This is a genomic window from Thioalbus denitrificans, from assembly GCF_003337735.1.
GTDB lineage: Bacteria > Pseudomonadota > Gammaproteobacteria > DSM-26407 > DSM-26407 > Thioalbus > Thioalbus denitrificans.
Genome location: NZ_QPJY01000005.1, coordinates 119,232 through 135,331 on the forward strand (window position 1 = coordinate 119,232; position 16,100 = coordinate 135,331).

Below are 16,100 nucleotides of genomic sequence, written 5' to 3' on the forward strand. Positions count from 1 at the left end.
AATCACCCCGCGTCGGGCTGGGCCTCGGGGCGGGCGGCGTGGAAGGCGGGGAGGGTGCGGCAGGTGGCGTCGATGCGGGTGATGTTGGGGAAGGGCTTGAGGTCGCAATCGAAGCGGCGGGCGTTGTAGACCTGGGGCACCAGGCAGAGGTCGGCGAGGGTGGGGCGGTCGCCGTGACAGAAGGTGGCGGTGTCGGGACTCTCCTCCAGCAGCCGCTCCAGGGCGGCGAAGCCCTCCAGGATCCAGTGCCGGTACCACTCCAGCTTCGCCTCTTCCGCCACCCCCAGCCGGCCGGTGAGGTAGCCGAGCACGCGCAGGTTGTTGAGGGGGTGGATGTCGCAGGCCACCAGCAGGGCCAGGGCCCGCACCCGCGCCCGGCCGACCGGATCGGCGGGCAGCAGCGGCGGCCGGGGGTGGGTCTCCTCCAGGTACTCGCAGATGGCCAGCGACTGGGTCAGCAGCCGGCCGTCGTCCGCCAGCGCCGGGACCAGCCCCTGGGGGTTGAGGGCCCGGTAGGCCGGTTCGCGATCCCCGCCCTCGAGCAGGTTCACCCCGGCGTGTTCGTAGGGCAGCCCCTTGAGATTGAGGGCGATGCGCACCCGGTAGGCGGCGGAGGAGCGATGGTAGTCGTAGAGGCGCATGGCGCTCACCGTGGCGGCTGGTAGGGGGTGACGGTCTGGTCGATGGCGCCGAAGATGGAGTGGCCCGACTCATCCACCATCTCGATCCGGATCCGGTCGCCGAAGCCCATGAACGGGGTCTCCGGCCCGCCGGAGTTGATGGTCTCGATCATGCGCAGCTCGGCGATGCAGGAGTAGCCCACCCCGCCGTCGCGGATGGCCGAGCCGTGGGCGGTGTCCTGCCGGTTGGAGACGGTGCCGGAGCCGACGATGGTGCCGGCGCCCAGGGGGCGGGTGCGGGCGGCGTGTGCCACCAGCCGCGGGAAGCTGAAGGTCATGTCCTCGCCCGCCTCGGGACGGCCGAAGGGGACGCCGTTCAGGTAGCTGCGCAGGGGCAGGTGCACCTTGCCCTCCCGCCATGCCCCACCCAGCTCGTCGGGAGTCACCGCCACCGGCGAGAAGGCGGTCGAGGGCTTGGACTGGAAGAAGCCGAAGCCCTTGGCCAGCTCGCCCGGGATCAGGTTGCGCAGGGAGACGTCGTTCACCAGCAGCAGCAGCCGGATGTGCGCCGCCGCCCCCTCCGGGCTCACGCCCATGGGGACGTCGTCGGTGATCACGGCCAGCTCGGCCTCGAAGTCGAGCCCCCACGCCTCGTCCTCCAGGGCGATGGGCGCGCGGGGGCCGAGGAAGGTGTCGGAGCCGCCCTGGTACATGAGCGGGTCGGTCCAGAAGCTCTCCGGCAGCTCGGCGCCGCGGGCGCGGCGGACCAGTTCCACGTGGTTCACGTAGGCGCTGCCGTCGGCCCACTGGTAGGCGCGCGGCAGGGGGGCGGCCAGGCGCGCCGGGTCCAGGGCGAAGGCCTCGGGCAGCCCCCCGCTCTCCAGCGCCTCGGCCATCGCGCGCAGCTGGGGCGCGGCGCGATCCCAGTCGTCCAGGGCCGCCTGCAGGGTGGGGGCGATGTCGCGCACCGTCACCGCCCGGGTCAGGTCGCGGGAGACCACGACCAGCATGCCGTCGCGGCCGTGGCTGAGGGAAGCGAGCTTCATCGGTTCGTTGTCCTTGTCGACTTGGAGGCGGCCCGTTCGCGCGGCGACCAGGAGTGGACGTAGTCGGGATTCTCCACGCCTGCGGGCATCTGCGCCACCTCCAGCGCGTCGCGGGTGTCGATCATCACCGCCACCTCGTCGGTCTCCTTGCGGGCGTGCTTCGCGCCGGCCTCGAAGGCCTTCGGATGGGGGCCGTGGGGGAAGCCGCAGGGGTGGAAGGTGAGCATGCCGGCATCGATGTTGTCGCGGCTGAAGAACTGCCCGCGGTGGTAGAAGATGACCTCGTCGTAGTCCTCGTTGCTGTGGAAGAAGGGCACCTTCAGGGCGCCCGGATCCGACTCGATGGGACGCGGGCAGAAGGTGCAGACCACGAACCGCGAGGCGAGGAAGGTGGTGTGGGCCGAGGGCGGCAGGTGGTAGCGGTGGCTCATGAGCGGGCGGATGTCGCGCCAGTTCACCCGCACCACGGTGAGATCGCCGTGCCAGCCCACCGCGTCCAGCGGGTTGAAGGGGTAGGTGACGGTGGAGAGCGCGCCGCGGGCCTTGATGACCACCCGCCACTCGGATTCGCCCTGCTGGGCGCGGAACGCCTCGTCCAGCTCCGGGGTGTCGAGGATGGCCGGGTCGAAGATGGCGTGCGGCCCCGCCAGCCCCTTGTCGGGCAGCCGGTAGGCGTCGTTGGTGGCCTCCATGAGCAGCGCCGTCACCGGCTCCCGGGCCTCGATGCGCCAGGCGGTGCCGCGGGGCAGGCACAGGTAGTCGCCGTCGCGGAAGGCCAGGTGGCCGTAGTCGCAGTAGAGATCGCCGGCGCCGTGGTGGATGAACAGCAGCTCGTCGCCATCGGCGTTGCGCACCAGGTGGTCCATGCGCCCTTCCAGTCGCCACAGGCGCACCTTCAGCGCGGCATTGGCGAGCACCGGCGCCGCCGCCCAGGGCGACCCGGCGGCGGCGTCGAGGCGGTTGAGGTCGAAGGCGCGCGGGCGCAGCGGGCCCTCCCAGCCGATCCAGTCGGTGGGCTTGTGGGCGTGGTAGACATGGCTGGCGGGGCCGAAGAAGCCCTCGCGGCCGAGCTCGCGCTCGTAGGTGCCCGGTGGCAGGTCGCAGTGGGCCTGGCGGGAGGCCTGGCCCTTGACCAGGGGGTGGGTGATCCAGTGTTTCATGGTGTCCGCTCCATCCGCTCGCGGCGGTTGGCCGCTGCTGTGGGTGTCTGGTTTGTGCGCAGCCGCGATCCCTACGCGGGCGGCGCCGGTTCCGGCCCGGCGGCGACGTTGCCGCGGACGATGGCGATGGCCTCTTCCAGCACCGCCTCGTCGCCCACGTGGTTGGCCAGCAGCAGGATGAGCTGGGCGTTGGCCTGCGCGCTGCGCCCGGGGTCCAGGTCCCGGTGCAGATCCATCAGCGCCTGGTAGAAATCGTCGGGCCGCGCCAGGCGCGGCTCGACGCACAGCCGGTTCGTTTCGCTCATGCTGTCTCCTCCTTGCCCAGGGCGCGCTCCAGCGCGCCGCGTACCCGCTTCCCGTCGAGCCGGCGCCAGCGGGCGCAGACATGCTGATCGGGGCGCAGCAGGTAGAAGCTGCCGGGCCGGGCGTCGTAGCGCCGGGCCGCCAGCCCCTCCGGGTCGCCGAGGGCGGTGACCCCGGCGGGCGGCGCGCTCCCGGGAAGCTCCGCGGCGATGACCCGGGTGTGCACCGGCACCGGGTCCGCCGCCAGCGCCGCCAGCAGCGCGTGGTCGGCCTCCGGGACCCCCTCCGGGCCGGCGAAGTAGAGGCCGTTGAAGACCCCGCCGAGCTGCGCCAGCAGCCAGCCCGGCCCGTCGGCGGTGATCACCGGGGCGTCGGCGGCCGGTGCCCCGGGCACCATGGCCCCGGTGAAGTCGTCGCGGTCCGGCGTGTTGAGGGGCGAGCCGTCGAGGACCGCCGGCACCGACAGCCGGCCGCTGTTGACCAGCCGGCGGGCGAAGGGGTAGTCCTCGGCCAGGGTCAGGGTGGCGTCGCGGAAGACCCGGCTCATCTCGTTCTTGGGCGTGATGAAATCGGTGGAACGGGTGGAGTTGAGGATGTTCTCGTCGGCGGCGGCGACCCGCTCGCTGTCGTAGCTGTCCAGCAGGCGCTCCGGGGCCTGCCCGCGCAGCACCAGGTCGAGCTTCCAGACCAGGTTGTCCACGTCCTGGATGCCGCTGTTGGCGCCGCGGGCGCCGAAGGGCGAGACCTGGTGGGCGGCGTCGCCCACGAACAGCACCCGGCCGTGGCGGAAGTGCTCCATGCGCCGGCACTGGAAGGTGTAGACGCTGGCCCACTCCAGCTCGAACTCGCGCTCCTCGCCGAGCATGGCGCGCACCCGCGGAATGACGCGCTCGGGCTTCTTCTCCTCCTCCGGGTCGGCGTCCCAGCCGAGCTGGAAGTCGATGCGCCAGACATTGTCGGCCTGGCGGTGGAGCAGGGTGGACTGGCCGCGGTGGAAGGGCGGGTCGAACCAGAACCAGCGCTCGGTGGGGTAGTCGGCCTTCATCACCACGTCGGCGATGAGGAAGCGGTCGCGGAACACCCGGCCCCTGCTCTCCAGGCCCAGCATGCCGCGCACGGAGCTGTTGGCGCCGTCGGCCACGATCAGGTAGTCGCAGGTGAGGGTGTAGGGGCCGTCCGGGGTCTCCACCTCCAGCTCCACCCGCTCGGGGCCCGGGCGCACTGCCGTGACCCGGTTCTTCCAGCGCAGGTCGAGGGGCTCCAGCTCCCGCGCCCGGTTCACCAGGTACTCCTCGAAGTAGTACTGCTGCAGGTTGATGAAGGCGGGGCGGTGATGCCCCGCCTCGGGCAGCAGGTCGAACGCGTAGACCTGGTGGTCGCGGAAGAACACCCGGCCCACGTTCCAGGTGATGCCCTTGTCCACCATGGGCTGGGCGCAGCCGAGGCGGTCGAGGATCTCCAGGGCGCGCTTGGCGTAGCAGACCGCCCGGGAACCGACGCTCACGGTGTTGTTGTCGTCCAGCACCACCGTGTCGATGCCGTGCAGGGCGGCATCGATCCCGGCGCTCAGTCCGACCGGGCCGGCCCCGACCACCACCACCGGGTGGTGGGCCGGCCCGGCGGCCCGCTGGTCCGGCGACGGTGCGTAGTCGTACACCGGGTTGGTGTAGGTGCTGTGCATGACTCCTCCATCCTCGTCGACGGCGGCCTCTGCGTGCCGCTCATCCCGGCAGCCTGGGCATCCCCGCGGCCCGGCGGCGGGTGCGCCTCAGCCGTTCTGCAGGGAGTGCCACATCTCCGTGTCGCGCTCGGCGGTCCAGATGCGCGGGTCGGGGTAGTCGCCCGACTCGTCGTAGGCGCGGGTGATGTCGAAGGGCAGGCAGTGATCGAAGATCACCCACTCGCCGAACTGGGGCTGCAGCAGGGCGTAGGCCTCGTCGTAGGCCTCCTTGAGGCTGCGGCCGGCGGCGCGGGAGCCGGCCACCGATGCGTACATCTGGGTCAGGAAGGACTGGGTGCCGGCGATGGCCGCCTCCACCGTCTCGGGGGTGGTGAGGGCGTCGCCGCGACCGGGGACCAGCCGCTCCGCGCCCAGCCCGCGCAGCCGGGCCAGGGTCTCCGGCCACTCCTTCAGGTAGGCGTCGCCGGTGTAGGGGGTGGCGCCGTACTCCACCAGGTCGCCGGAGTAGAGCACCTTTTCCCCGGGCAGCCAGACCACCGTGTCGCCCTTGGTGTGGCCGCGGCCCAGGTGGCGGATCTCCACCCGGCGCCCGCCCATCCACAGGGTCATGCCCTGGTCGAACACCAGGGTCGGCCAGGTCAGGCCGGGGACCGTGTCCACGCCCTGGAACAGGCGCGGGAAGCGCCCCACCTCCGACTCGTAGTCCTGCTGGCCGCGCTCCTCGATGAGATCCAGGGTGCCGCGGCTGGCGATGATGTGCTCGGCGCCGTAGGCCGAGGCGCCCAGCACCCGCACCGCGTGGTAGTGGGTGAGCACCACGTACTTGACGGGCTTGTCGGTGACCTCGCGGATACGGCGGATGACGTCCTCGGCCATGGCCGGGGTGGCCTGGGTGTCGATGACCATCACGCCGTCGTCACCGACGATGACGCCGGTGTTGGGATCGCCCTCGGCGGTGTAGGCATAGGCGCCCGGGGCCAGCTCAACGAAGCTGACCTGCTTCTCCTCGAGGTCGCCCTGGGATGCGAAGACCTTGCTCATGCTCTCACCTCCGGGATCGGCCGGCGCCACGGTCGGCGGCCGTTGGTTACGAATGCAACCGTAAAAAGTGGTGTTTTTTACGGGATGGGATGTGGGGAGATGATAGTTGCAAATGAAACGAAAAGGCAAGGAGGCGTCCAGTGGCCGGTAGCCGGTGGCCAGCACGTAGGTGCAGATTTATCTGCACAAGCAGGTCGTGGTTTGATTGTCTGCCTGGCCGGAGGATCCGGCCCTGCATCCTGACCCCTACGCTTCCCCGCACAGGTCCCGGGCGCGGGCCTGGAGCTTGTGCAGGAGACGGTCGAGCTCGCTCTGCTCGGCGGGGGTGAGGGCGGAGAGCAGGCGCGCCTCGCAGGCCTTGGCCAGGGGGACGATGTCGCGGTAGATGCGCAGCCCCCGGGCGCTGAGGCGCAGGTTGGCCCGGCGGCGGTCGTTCCTGTCGGTCTGGCGCAGCAGCAGGCCGGCGCCCACCAGGCGGCCGACGGCCCGGCTCACCTGCACCTTGTCCATGCTGGTGCGCTCGCAGATCTCGTTGGCGGTGAGGGGCTGGTAGTTGCCGAGCACGGCGATGGCGCGCCACTCGGGGATGGAGATGCCGAAGCGCTCCGAGTAGAGCCGGGCGATGGACTGGCTCACCGCCAGGCTGAGCACCGAGATCCGGTAGGGGAGGAACCGCTCCAGCTCGACGCGCGGTTCGTCGTCAGGGGCGGTGGCGGGGCTGTCCGGCGTGGCGGCCATGGCGTCGGTGGCGGGTGGCGAAGGGATTGCCGCCAATATAGTTGCATCCGTAACCAATGACAACAGCGGGAAGGCGGTTTATCCGCAGATTACGCAGATTACGCAGATTGTTGTGAGTCGGATTGGTGGGCGTATCGAGACAACCCCCGCGCCAACAGTACGACTGGGGCAGGCAGCTCGGCAGCGACAGCGTCCCATCAAGCTTTCGGGTTCCGGGTGGGACGCAGTATATCCGTGTAATCTGCGTAATCTGTGGATAAACCAGATTTTTTCCTTTCCCCGACGAGTAGGGCGGCCGACTCAGATGCCGAGGTAGGCTTCCTTGATCTTCTCGTTCTCGAGCAGGGCGCGGCCGGTGTCGGAGAGCACGATGTTGCCGGTCTCGATGACGTAGCCGCGGTCGGCGATGGCGAGCGCCGCGTTGGCGTTCTGCTCCACCAGGAAGATGGTCATGCCCTGGCGCTTGAGCTCGGAGACCGCGTTGAGGATCTCCTCCACCAGCAGCGGCGCCAGCCCCATGCTCGGTTCGTCGAGCAGCAGCAGGCGCGGCTTGCGCATCAGCGCCCTGGCCATGGCCAGCATCTGCTGCTGGCCGCCGGAGAGGGTGCCGGCGGCTTCCCGGCGCTTCTGGCGCAGGATCGGGAACATCTCGTACATGCGGTCGAGATCCTCCCAGGCGGCGTCGCGGTCGCGCTTGTAGGCGCCCAGCAGCAGGTTGTCCTCCACCGACATGGGGCCGAACACCTGCCGGCCCTCGGGCACCTGGCTGATGCCCATCAGCGTGCGCCGCTCGGCCGGGACCCGGGTGATGTCCTCGCCGTGGAAGCGGATGGTGCCGGCGCTGGCGGGGCGGATGCCCGAGAGGGTCATCAGCAGGGTGGTCTTGCCGGCGCCGTTGCCGCCCACCAGCGCCACCAGCTCCCCCTCGCGCACTTCGAGATCGATGCCGTGCAGCGCCTGGATGCGTCCGTAGTGGGTGGTGAGGCCGCGGATCTCCAGCACCGGCGCGGTGACGGCCGCGGGGGCCGGGCGGGCGGACTCCGCGGCGTGGCGCAGCCCGAGGCCGAAGGGCTCGGGCAGGATGTTGACGATCTGCTTGTGCAGGGCCCGGAACTCCGCCTGCACCGACTCGCCGAACAGCGGGTCGCTGTTCTCTGAGAAGGCCGCGTCGATGACCCGCCAGTCCTCGTCGGTGAGGTGCTCCTCGGCCAGCGGCAGGACCCGCGTCTCCTCCTTCTGGCAGTGCTCGCGGGCCGCCTCTATGTAGCGTCCCAGGGCGTCGACGAAGGGGGCCCGCCCCGCGGCCGGATCGCGCTCGAAGGTCTCCAGCAGGTGGCCCAGCCGGCGCATGGACTCGGGCTCGCGGGCATGCTCGCGCTGCAGCTCGTCGAGGATCGCTTCCGCCTCCGGCGCCCGCCGGCGCAGGGCGCGGAACAGGAACGCGTCCTCCTTGGGGTGGTGGAAGCGGTTGGTGTAGGTGTCGATGTAGTGGAAGATGGACCGGAACAGCACCACGTCGGGCGGTGCGCTGCTCTCCGCCACCTCGCGGCGGAGCTGGTCCAGGGCGGAGACGAGCACGTCCAGACTGCGGTGCTCGGCGCGGATGATGTGTAGCGCTTCGGTCATGGTCGGTTGCAGCCGTGTGGGATGCTCTCAGCCGCCCAGGTAGGCGGCGATGACGTCCGGGTTGTTGCGGATCTCCTCCGCGGTGCCCTCGGCCAGCTTCTTGCCGTAGTCGAGCACCAGGATGTGATCGGAGATGCCCATCACCAGCTTCATGTCGTGCTCCACCAGCATGATGGTCATGCCGGTGGAGGCGACCTTCTGGATCAGCTGGTCGATCTGCGCGGTCTCCCGCGGATTGAGCCCGGCGGCCGGCTCGTCGAGCAGCAGCAGGCGCGGCTCGGCCGCCAGCGCGCGGGCGATCTCCAGGCGCTTGAGCGCGCCGTAGGGCATGGAGTCGGCGTCGGCGTCCAGGTAGCTCTCCAGGCCCACGAAGGCCATCAGCTCGGCGGCCTTGTCGCGGCAGGCGCGATCGCCGCGGACGATGCCGGGCAGGCGCAGCATGGCGGGGAGGAAACGGCTGTCGAGGTGCAGGTGGCGCCCCATCATCACGTTCTCCAGGGCCGACATGTTCTGGCAGATCTGGAGATTCTGGAAGGTGCGGCTCACCCCGAGGCGCGCCAGGCGGAAGGGGGCGATGGCGGAGATGTCGCGCTCCTCCAGCAGGATCCGCCCCACCGTGGGCGTGTAGACTCCGGTGATGAGGTTGAACAGGGTGGTCTTGCCGGCCCCGTTGGGACCGATTACCGAGTGGATGGTGCCTTCCCGGATGCCGAAGCTGAGGTCCTTGATGGCGTGGATGCCGCCGAAGACCTTGCTCAGACCCTCGATGCGCAGCAGGCTCATGAGCGGGCCCTCCGCAGGCGCAGCAGGGTGGGCAGCAGGCCCTTGGGCATGAAGATCATGGTGACCATGAGGATGGCGCCGAAGATCATCATCTCGTAGTCCTCGAACCCGGCCAGCAGCTGTGGCAGCAGGGTGAGGATCAGCGCGCCCAGGATGGCGCCGAAGGTGGAGGCCATGCCGCCCAGCACCACCATGGTGACCAGCTCGATGGAGCGGAAGAAGCCCGATTCGCCGGGGGTGATGAAGCCGGCGTAGTGGGCCGCCAGGCTGCCGGCGATGCTGGCGATGATGGCCGAGACCACGAAGATCAGCACCTTGTAGTGGCTGGTGTTCATGCCCGAGACCTGGGCCGCCACCTCCGAGCCGTGCACCCCGCGCAGGGCCCGTCCAACGGGCGAGTCGATGATGTTCAGCGCCAGCCAGGTCACCAGCACCAGCAGGCCGCCGAACACCCAGTACCAGCTCTTCTCCCCGTACAGGTTCCAGCCGAACAGGGTGAAGGCGGGGACCACCATCCCGTCGGGTCCGCCGGTGAGGGCCGACTCGGTGTTGAGCACGATGGAGATGATGATGCCGAAGCCCAGCGTGGCCATGGCCAGGTAGTGGCCCTTGAGCCGGAGGATCGGCTGGCCGATGAGGAAGGCCAGCAGGCCCACCCCGACCGCCCCGGCGCCGAGGGCCGCCAGCGGCGGCCAGCCGTGGCTGGCGGTGAGGATGGCGGAGGTGTAGGCCCCGAGGCCGAAGAAGGCGGCATGGCCGAGGCTGATCTGCCCGGCGTAGCCGATGAGCAGGTTCAGGCCCACCACCACCGCGGCGTTGATGATGATGTGGATGGCCACGTCATAGTGGTAGTTGTTCCGGAACGCCAGCGGCAGCAGGGCGATGACCAGCGCGAGCGCCAGCAGGCCGCCGGTACGGGGTGTCGTCAGCCCCATGGTCAGACCCTCTCCGTGCCGCGCCCGCCCAGCAGTCCGCGGGGCAGGAAGAACAGGATGAGCAGCATGATGATGAAGGGCACCGCATCCTTGTAGTCGGAGGAGAGGTAGCCGGCGGTCATGGTCTCGGCGATGCCGAGGATGAGCCCGCCGATGATGGCGCCCACCCCGCTGCCGAGCCCGCCCAGCACCGCGGCGGCGAAGCCCTTCAGCCCCAGCAGGATGCCCACGTCGTAGGAGGTGAGGCTGATGGGGGCGATGATGATGCCGGCGATGGCGCCGAGCATGGCCGAGAGGCCGAAGCTCATCAGCAGCACGAAACGGGTGTTGATGCCCACCAGCTGGGCGGCCACCTTGTTGTGGGAGGTGGCGAGGATGGCCCGTCCCAGCATGGTGCGGCTGAAGAAGTACCAGAGCACCGCCATGATCACCACGCTCACGCCGATGACCCACAGGCTCTGGGGCACGATGATTGCGCCGAGGATGTTGATGGGCTCCTCGCCGGAGAAGGCCTGCAGGGCGAAGAAGCCCTTGCCCCACAGCACCTGCGCCAGTCCGCGCAGGAACAGGGAGGCGCCGATGGTGATGATGATGAGGGTCACCACCTCGGCATTGCCCGCGGGCTCCACGGCGAACTTCTCCAGCGCCATGCCCACCAGGCCGGTGGCGATGACCGCCAGCACGATGGCCAGCGGCAGCGGCAGGCCCGCCCCCACCAGGAACACGGTGGTCATGCCGCCGAGCATGATGAACTCGCCCTGGGCGAAGTTGATCACGTTGCTGGCGTTGAAAATGATGGAGAAACCGAGCCCCACCAGGGCGTAGGTGGTACCGAGGGTGATCCCGGTGAGGAGGAACTGCAGGAATTCAGAGAACATGGGAGTTTCCGCGGCCATCTGCAGGCTGGCCGGGTGGTCGGGGCGGGCGGGCGTCCGGGTGCGGAGCTCCGGTTGCGTTCACCCGCACCGGTGATCCACGGGCAGCGCGCCGCGGTCCCCCCTGGACCCGGGCAGTCTCTATACGGTGCCCGTCCCGCGCGGAGGCGCGGGACGGGCGACGCTGGGTGAAGGCCTTACTCGGCCAGGGCCCAGTTGCCGTTGCGCACTTCGAGCATGCGGAAGGCGGTGAGGTCCAGCCCCAGGTGATCCTCGGGCGACATGTTCACCACCCCGGCGGTGCCCATGAAGCCCCGGGTCTGCTCGATGGCGTCACGCACCTTGGCCTTGTCGGTGCTGCCGGCGCGCTTCATGGCGTCCACGGCGATCATCAGGCCGTCGTAGGCATGGCCGCCGAAGGTGGAGACATCGGAGCCGGTGGACTCCTCGTAGGTGGTCTTGTAGCCGACCACGACCGGCTTCTGGGGGTCGGAGTCCGGCAGGCTCTCGGCCACCAGCAGGGCCGCGGCGGGCAGGCGCACGCCCTCGGCGGCGCCGCCGGCCAGCTCCAGGTAGCTCTTGGAGGCCACGCCGTGGGACTGGTAGAGGGGCAGCTTGATGCCCAGCTGGGCGTAGTTCTTGGTGACGATGGCCGGACCCTGGCCGAAGTCGAAGTTCAGCACCGCCTCCACGCCCTCGGTGTTCTTGATCTTGGTGAGCTGGGTGGTCATGTCGGTGTCTTTCGGGCCGTAGGTCTCGTCGGCCACGATCTCGATGCCGTACTTGGGCGCCACCGCCAGGGACTGCTCGTGGCCGGACTTGCCGAAGCCGCCGGTGCCGGAGATGAGGGCCACCTTGGACAGTCCGCGCTTGCGCATGTCCTCGAAGATCTTCTCGGCGGCCATCTTGTCGGTATGGGGGGTCTTGAACACCCACTTCTTCACCGGGTCGATGATCACCACCGCGCCGGCCAGGGAGATGAAGGGGATCTCCGCCTGCTCGACCAGCGGTACGGCGGCCATGGTGGCGCCGGTGGTGCTGCCGCCGACGATGATGTCGACGCCGTCGGACTCGATGAGGCGCTTGACGAAGGTGCGGGCCTTCTGGGCATCGCCGCCGTCATCGTAGTGCACCAGCTCCAGCTGCTTGCCCAGGACGCCGCCCTCGGCATTGATGCGATCGATGTAGATCTGCAGGGTCTTGAGCTCGGGGTCGCCGAGGAAGGAGGCCGGCCCGGTGACCGAGAGGAAGGAGCCGACCTTGATGGTGTCGGCGGCCTGGACGGTACCGGCGGACAGCCCGAGGCTGGCGACGGCCAGGGTGGCGGCGGCCAGCCCCTTGCGCATGGTTTTATTGAACATGACTCTCACTCTCCGATGATGTGCTTGGTGTTGTTGATATGGTTATATGGGTGCTTGTGATACCGGGTGATCTCGGCCACCCTTGCCGGCTGCAACATCTGCACCGGAAAACAATAACAAAAATAGGGGCGGAGAACAGAGTCTCCGCCCAATGTCACAACAGCGCCTCGACCTGCTCGCGGGCGCGGCCGAAGTCCTCGACGCTCTCCTCGTAGGCTTCGCGGGCGATGGAATAGCGCTCCACCGCCTCGGTGTCGATGTGGCCGTAGAGGCCGGCCTGGGCCTTGCGGCACTCCTCCCACAGGCGGTCGGCGATCAGCCGCCGGCGCATGTAGACGCGGGCAGCCTCCTGCTGGCTGGGGCGCAGTTCCTCGTAGGCGGGGACCGCGGGCCGGCCGAGGGTGGCGAAGTCGCTCTGCAGGAGCAGCCACATCTCCGCCCAGTTCTCCTCCCCGCCCAGGTTCGGCCGGTAGCCGAACCGGGCGAGCACGCTGGCTCCCGATTCCACCCGCTGATCGGGCGAGGGGACGATCATGTCGCGCTCCTCCTACTGGGGCCTGACTTCGTTCACGGACTCCTCGTCCAGCGTGTAGCCCACGCGCATCTCGTAGTCGGGCTGCACGTCGGCGGGCAACTCGAAGCCGATCTCCGTGAGGCGCGATTCGAGCAGTTCCAGGTACTCGGACTGAAGTTCTTCAGGACGCTTGGTCTTGAGCCCGTATTCGTAATACTTGTCGAACATCGCGGACTTGTTGCCGCCGGCGGACGGCCGGCCGTAGAACCCCAGCCCGATGCGCATGAATTTCGGGATCCGCGCCTGCATGAACTCGCGGGTCTTCTCGCCACCGAACTCGATACAGCGCTTGGAGGCCCAGACGCCGAAGGCGAGGTGGCCGTGCTCCTCCTTGTGGATGCGGACGTTGACCCGCGCCCAGGGCAGGTAGGAGCAGTCGCGGTACTGGCCCAGGAAGGCCACCGCCGCCGGGGTGACCACCGTGGAAAACAGGGCCACGTCCTCCCAGCACTCGAACCAGGTGGACCAGTTTTCCTTGCGGAACCCGTTGATTACATTGACCTTGCTTCGATCCGGGTCGTCCGGGTGCCGGCACAGCTCCTGGAGCCTGGCATCCACGTCGACACCCAGGTCGCGCATCAGGTTCCAGACGTAGTAGCCGTGGCCCATCTCCTCCATCACCTTCTTGGAGAGCCGGTAGGCCTCCTCGGGGCGGGGGGCGAAGCGGAGGTTTTCGGCGACCCGCTGGCCGCCGGCATATTCGGAATCGGCCTGGAAGGACATCAGGTTCAGCAGCGCCTGCTTGTAGTCCTCGGGCAGGATGTCGCCCTTGTCGTAAGTCTTCATCTCTTAGCCTCCGCAGCGTATTTGTGTTCCTGGCGCGGCGCGCCTCCATCGGGTTCTTAAAGCGACACAAAAAAGGTCGTTAAAGAAACACTAGTGTATCAATATTTTGCTGTCAACCGATTTTTGTGGCAGTCTCTGGGGGCGGTTCGAGCACCGGCCCGGGTGGCCGGGAATGCCCCGGCACGAGGAGGAAGGGATCGGGATATGACCAGAAGAAAAAGCCATCCCCAGGCGGAGGCGCTGGTGGAGTCGTTTCGCAGCAAGCGGCCCATCCGCGCCGGTTCGCTCATCATCACCGTCTATGGCGATGCCATCGCCCCGCACGGCGGCACCGTGTGGCTGGGCAGCCTGATCCGGCTGCTGGAGCCGCTGGGGCTGAGCCAGCGGCTGGTGCGCACCTCGGTGTTCCGCCTGGCCCGCGAGAGCTGGCTGGGCGCCGAGCAGATCGGCAGGCGCAGCTACTACAGCCTGACCGGCACCGGCCGGGCACGGATCGAGAGCGTGCACCGCCGCATCTATGCCCCCGTGCAGAGCGAGTGGGACGGCGGCTGGCACCTGATCATGCTGATTACCGACGACATCGGTCCCGAGGAGCGGCGCGCCGTGGGACGGGAGCTGGCCTGGCAGGGTTTCGGCATGATTGCCACCGGTGTCTTCGCTCATCCCTCGGCGGACATGGATGCCGCGCGCAAGGTCCTGGAGGATCTCGGGATCATCGACAAGGCGGTGATACTGGCGGCCAGCTGCGAGCCGGGCGGGAGGGGCCGACCGCTGCGCTCGCTCATCGGCAACTGCTGGAACCTGGACGAGCTGGCCGATGAGTACCGCGAGTTCCTGGATCGCTTCCGTCCCGTGTGGCGGGAGCTCAACGGCGTCCGGCAGCTCGATCCTGAGGAGTGTTTTCTGATACGCACGCTCCTCATCCATGACTTTCGCCGTGTTCTTTTGCGCGATCCCCAGCTGCCGGCCCAGCTGCTCCCGGCGGACTGGGCGGGGACGGCGGCCAGGCTGCTGTGCCGTAACCTGTACCGCCTCGTCGAGGGACCCGCCGAGGCCCACCTGATGGCGACGCTGGAGACCGCGGACGGACCGCTGCCCGAGGCGTCGCCCTATTACTACCAGCGCTTCGGCGGGCTCGAATCCGCGCCGGCATGAACGAGGACGCAGGAGTGAGTTCCATGCACAAGTCGGTGGCCGTGGTCGGTGCGGGGCCCGCGGGCCTGTACCTGGCGGAAGTCCTGGCCAAGAGGCTGGCCGGCGCCCAGGTGGACGTCATCGAGCGTCTGCCGACGCCCTTCGGCCTGGTCCGCGGCGGTGTCGCACCCGATCACCAGGGCACCAAGAACATCGTGCGCCAGTTCGAGCGGACCCTGCAGCGGGACAACGTCCGCTTCCACGGCAACGTGGAGGTGGGGCGGGATGTGGGCTACGAGGAGCTGAGGCAGGCCTACGATGCGGTGGTGTTCGCCACCGGCGCGCTGCAGGACCGCCGGCTCGGGATCCCGGGCGAGGCGCTGCCCGGCGTGTACGGTTCCGGAGCCTTCGTGGGCTGGTACAACGGGCTGCCCGATTTTCGCGATCTCGCCCCGGAGCTGCCGGGCGGCGCGGTGGCCATCATCGGCAACGGCAACGTGGCGCTGGACCTGGCGCGCATCCTGGCCAAGAGCGAGGCGGAGCTGGCGAGCTCCGATCTCTGTGCCCACGCCCGGGCGGTGCTGTTCTCCGCCCGGTTGACCGACATCTACCTCATCGGCCGGCGCGGCCCGCTCGAGGCCACCTTCACGCCCGAGTCCCTGGCCGAGCTGGGCGCCCTCGGCCGCGCGGTGCCCCTGGTGGATTCCACCCGGATTCCGGCCGCCGCCGAGGGTCTGGAGCCGAAGGAGCAGAAGATCAAGGAGCAGAATCTCGAGCTGCTGCGCGGGTTCGCGGCCAACCGGCCGGAGCTGAAACCGCTGCGGATTCACCTGTTGTTCCAGGCCGCCCCGGTGGGTGTGCTCGGCACGGAACGGGTCGAGGGGTTGCGGCTGGAGCATACCCGGCTGGAGGGCGGGCGGGCCGAACCCACCGGCGAGACATTCGAACTGCCCGTGTCCACGGTGATCACGGCCATCGGCTACCGGAGTGCGGCGATTCCCGGCCTGCCTTTCGATGAGCGGCGGGGGCGGGTGGCCAACGCCGGGGGGCGGGTGGAGCCGGGGGTCTATGCCACCGGCTGGTGCCGGCGCGGTCCGCAGGGGGTCATCCCGGCGAACCGCACCGACGCCCTGGGCGTGGCGGAGCTGGTGCTGGAGGACCTGGCCGAACGGCCCGCGGGGAACAGGCCCGGCCGGCCGGCGCTCGAGCGGCTGCTGGCGGAACGGGGAGCGGAGCCGGTCTCCTTCGCGGACTGGCAGGCGATCAATGGGGCGGAGTCCGGCCGCGCGGAGGCGGGCCGGCCGCGGGAGAAGTTCACCCGGGTGGAGGAGATGCTCGCCCTTCTCGGCCGCGAAAGGACCGCGGCGCGGACCGGGTGACAGGGTTCGTTGACGGAATTGCAAACCGGTGCACTGCGGGTGCCGTGGTATTTGATAT

The 16,100-nt window shown here is 69.2% G+C and carries 16 protein-coding genes; 2 read left to right on the forward strand and 14 right to left on the reverse strand.

Features of this window, described 5'->3' with window-relative positions; genetic code table 11:
• Positions 1-2: 2 nt before the first annotated feature.
• From maiA to DFQ59_RS11690, 14 genes are all read right to left on the reverse strand, one after another.
• Positions 3-641 (reverse strand): maleylacetoacetate isomerase, encoded by a 639-nt coding sequence (maiA, locus tag DFQ59_RS11625; RefSeq protein WP_114279875.1) that lies wholly within the window; start codon positions 639-641, stop codon positions 3-5.
• A gap of 5 nt (positions 642-646) precedes the next feature.
• Entirely contained in the window at positions 647-1,666 is a 1,020-nt protein-coding gene (locus tag DFQ59_RS11630) for a fumarylacetoacetate hydrolase family protein (RefSeq protein WP_114279876.1), read from the reverse strand.
• The gene (locus tag DFQ59_RS11635) at positions 1,663-2,826 is read right to left on the reverse strand and encodes a homogentisate 1,2-dioxygenase (protein ID WP_114279877.1); all 1,164 of its coding nucleotides are present in this window, start codon (positions 2,824-2,826) and stop codon (positions 1,663-1,665) included. The genes DFQ59_RS11630 and DFQ59_RS11635 overlap by 4 nt, the downstream gene beginning before the upstream one ends.
• Positions 2,827-2,897: 71 nt before the next feature.
• Positions 2,898-3,131 (reverse strand): DUF2783 domain-containing protein, encoded by a 234-nt coding sequence (locus DFQ59_RS11640; protein WP_114279878.1) that lies wholly within the window; start codon positions 3,129-3,131, stop codon positions 2,898-2,900.
• Positions 3,128-4,810, reverse strand: coding sequence for an FAD-dependent oxidoreductase (locus DFQ59_RS11645; RefSeq protein WP_114279879.1), 1,683 nt, complete (start codon positions 4,808-4,810; stop codon positions 3,128-3,130). Before DFQ59_RS11645 ends, DFQ59_RS11640 begins: the two co-directional genes overlap by 4 nt.
• Before the next feature lie 87 nt (positions 4,811-4,897).
• A complete protein-coding gene (locus DFQ59_RS11650) occupies positions 4,898-5,851 on the reverse strand; it encodes an MBL fold metallo-hydrolase (protein ID WP_114279880.1) in 954 nt (317 codons plus the stop codon).
• Between the two features lie 246 nt (positions 5,852-6,097).
• Positions 6,098-6,625: a MarR family winged helix-turn-helix transcriptional regulator gene (locus DFQ59_RS11655; RefSeq protein WP_211314914.1), complete on the reverse strand. Its 528-nt coding sequence runs from the start codon at positions 6,623-6,625 to the stop codon at positions 6,098-6,100.
• A gap of 264 nt (positions 6,626-6,889) precedes the next feature.
• On the reverse strand, positions 6,890-8,215 hold the full coding sequence (locus DFQ59_RS20650; RefSeq protein ID WP_114279882.1) for an ATP-binding cassette domain-containing protein: 1,326 nt from the start codon (positions 8,213-8,215) through the stop codon (positions 6,890-6,892).
• A 27-nt stretch (positions 8,216-8,242) separates the two neighbouring features.
• Positions 8,243-8,998, reverse strand: a complete 756-nt coding sequence (locus DFQ59_RS11665) for an ABC transporter ATP-binding protein (protein ID WP_114279883.1) — start codon at positions 8,996-8,998, stop codon at positions 8,243-8,245.
• Positions 8,995-9,933 carry a branched-chain amino acid ABC transporter permease gene (locus tag DFQ59_RS11670; protein ID WP_114279884.1) on the reverse strand — a complete coding sequence of 313 codons (939 nt, stop codon included), beginning with the start codon at positions 9,931-9,933 and terminating at the stop codon, positions 8,995-8,997. The genes DFQ59_RS11665 and DFQ59_RS11670 overlap by 4 nt, the downstream gene beginning before the upstream one ends.
• A gap of 2 nt (positions 9,934-9,935) precedes the next feature.
• Positions 9,936-10,811: a branched-chain amino acid ABC transporter permease gene (locus DFQ59_RS11675; RefSeq protein ID WP_114279885.1), complete on the reverse strand. Its 876-nt coding sequence runs from the start codon at positions 10,809-10,811 to the stop codon at positions 9,936-9,938.
• A 194-nt stretch (positions 10,812-11,005) separates the two neighbouring features.
• Positions 11,006-12,169, reverse strand: a complete 1,164-nt coding sequence (locus tag DFQ59_RS11680) for an ABC transporter substrate-binding protein (RefSeq protein WP_114279886.1) — start codon at positions 12,167-12,169, stop codon at positions 11,006-11,008.
• 154 nt (positions 12,170-12,323) lie between these two features.
• Positions 12,324-12,704 carry a hypothetical protein gene (locus DFQ59_RS11685; RefSeq protein WP_114279887.1) on the reverse strand — a complete coding sequence of 127 codons (381 nt, stop codon included), beginning with the start codon at positions 12,702-12,704 and terminating at the stop codon, positions 12,324-12,326.
• A 12-nt stretch (positions 12,705-12,716) separates the two neighbouring features.
• Positions 12,717-13,529: a Phenylacetic acid catabolic protein gene (locus DFQ59_RS11690; protein ID WP_114279888.1), complete on the reverse strand. Its 813-nt coding sequence runs from the start codon at positions 13,527-13,529 to the stop codon at positions 12,717-12,719.
• 204 nt (positions 13,530-13,733) lie between these two features.
• Here DFQ59_RS11690 and paaX point away from each other — a divergent pair, with 204 nt between their 5' ends.
• Together paaX and DFQ59_RS11700 are read left to right on the forward strand one after the other, a co-directional pair.
• Entirely contained in the window at positions 13,734-14,684 is a 951-nt protein-coding gene (paaX, locus tag DFQ59_RS11695) for a phenylacetic acid degradation operon negative regulatory protein PaaX (protein WP_114279889.1), read from the forward strand.
• Between the two features lie 23 nt (positions 14,685-14,707).
• A complete protein-coding gene (locus DFQ59_RS11700) occupies positions 14,708-16,042 on the forward strand; it encodes an FAD-dependent oxidoreductase (RefSeq protein WP_114279890.1) in 1,335 nt (444 codons plus the stop codon).
• Positions 16,043-16,100: the final 58 nt, after the last annotated feature.

What these genes read in the sequence shown, in the direction of transcription:
- maiA (WP_114279875.1), bottom strand. Translation starts at nt 641, where the DNA reads ATGCGCCTCTACGACTACCATCGCTCCTCCGCCGCCTACCGGGTGCGC.
- DFQ59_RS11630 (WP_114279876.1), bottom strand. Translation starts at nt 1,666, where the DNA reads ATGAAGCTCGCTTCCCTCAGCCACGGCCGCGACGGCATGCTGGTCGTG.
- DFQ59_RS11635 (WP_114279877.1), bottom strand. Translation starts at nt 2,826, where the DNA reads ATGAAACACTGGATCACCCACCCCCTGGTCAAGGGCCAGGCCTCCCGC.
- DFQ59_RS11640 (WP_114279878.1), bottom strand. Translation starts at nt 3,131, where the DNA reads ATGAGCGAAACGAACCGGCTGTGCGTCGAGCCGCGCCTGGCGCGGCCC.
- DFQ59_RS11645 (WP_114279879.1), bottom strand. Translation starts at nt 4,810, where the DNA reads ATGCACAGCACCTACACCAACCCGGTGTACGACTACGCACCGTCGCCG.
- DFQ59_RS11650 (WP_114279880.1), bottom strand. Translation starts at nt 5,851, where the DNA reads ATGAGCAAGGTCTTCGCATCCCAGGGCGACCTCGAGGAGAAGCAGGTC.
- DFQ59_RS20650 (WP_114279882.1), bottom strand. Translation starts at nt 8,215, where the DNA reads ATGACCGAAGCGCTACACATCATCCGCGCCGAGCACCGCAGTCTGGAC.
- DFQ59_RS11665 (WP_114279883.1), bottom strand. Translation starts at nt 8,998, where the DNA reads ATGAGCCTGCTGCGCATCGAGGGTCTGAGCAAGGTCTTCGGCGGCATC.
- DFQ59_RS11670 (WP_114279884.1), bottom strand. Translation starts at nt 9,933, where the DNA reads ATGGGGCTGACGACACCCCGTACCGGCGGCCTGCTGGCGCTCGCGCTG.
- DFQ59_RS11675 (WP_114279885.1), bottom strand. Translation starts at nt 10,811, where the DNA reads ATGTTCTCTGAATTCCTGCAGTTCCTCCTCACCGGGATCACCCTCGGT.
- DFQ59_RS11680 (WP_114279886.1), bottom strand. Translation starts at nt 12,169, where the DNA reads ATGTTCAATAAAACCATGCGCAAGGGGCTGGCCGCCGCCACCCTGGCC.
- DFQ59_RS11685 (WP_114279887.1), bottom strand. Translation starts at nt 12,704, where the DNA reads ATGATCGTCCCCTCGCCCGATCAGCGGGTGGAATCGGGAGCCAGCGTG.
- DFQ59_RS11690 (WP_114279888.1), bottom strand. Translation starts at nt 13,529, where the DNA reads ATGAAGACTTACGACAAGGGCGACATCCTGCCCGAGGACTACAAGCAG.
- paaX (WP_114279889.1), top strand. Translation starts at nt 13,734, where the DNA reads ATGACCAGAAGAAAAAGCCATCCCCAGGCGGAGGCGCTGGTGGAGTCG.
- DFQ59_RS11700 (WP_114279890.1), top strand. Translation starts at nt 14,708, where the DNA reads ATGCACAAGTCGGTGGCCGTGGTCGGTGCGGGGCCCGCGGGCCTGTAC.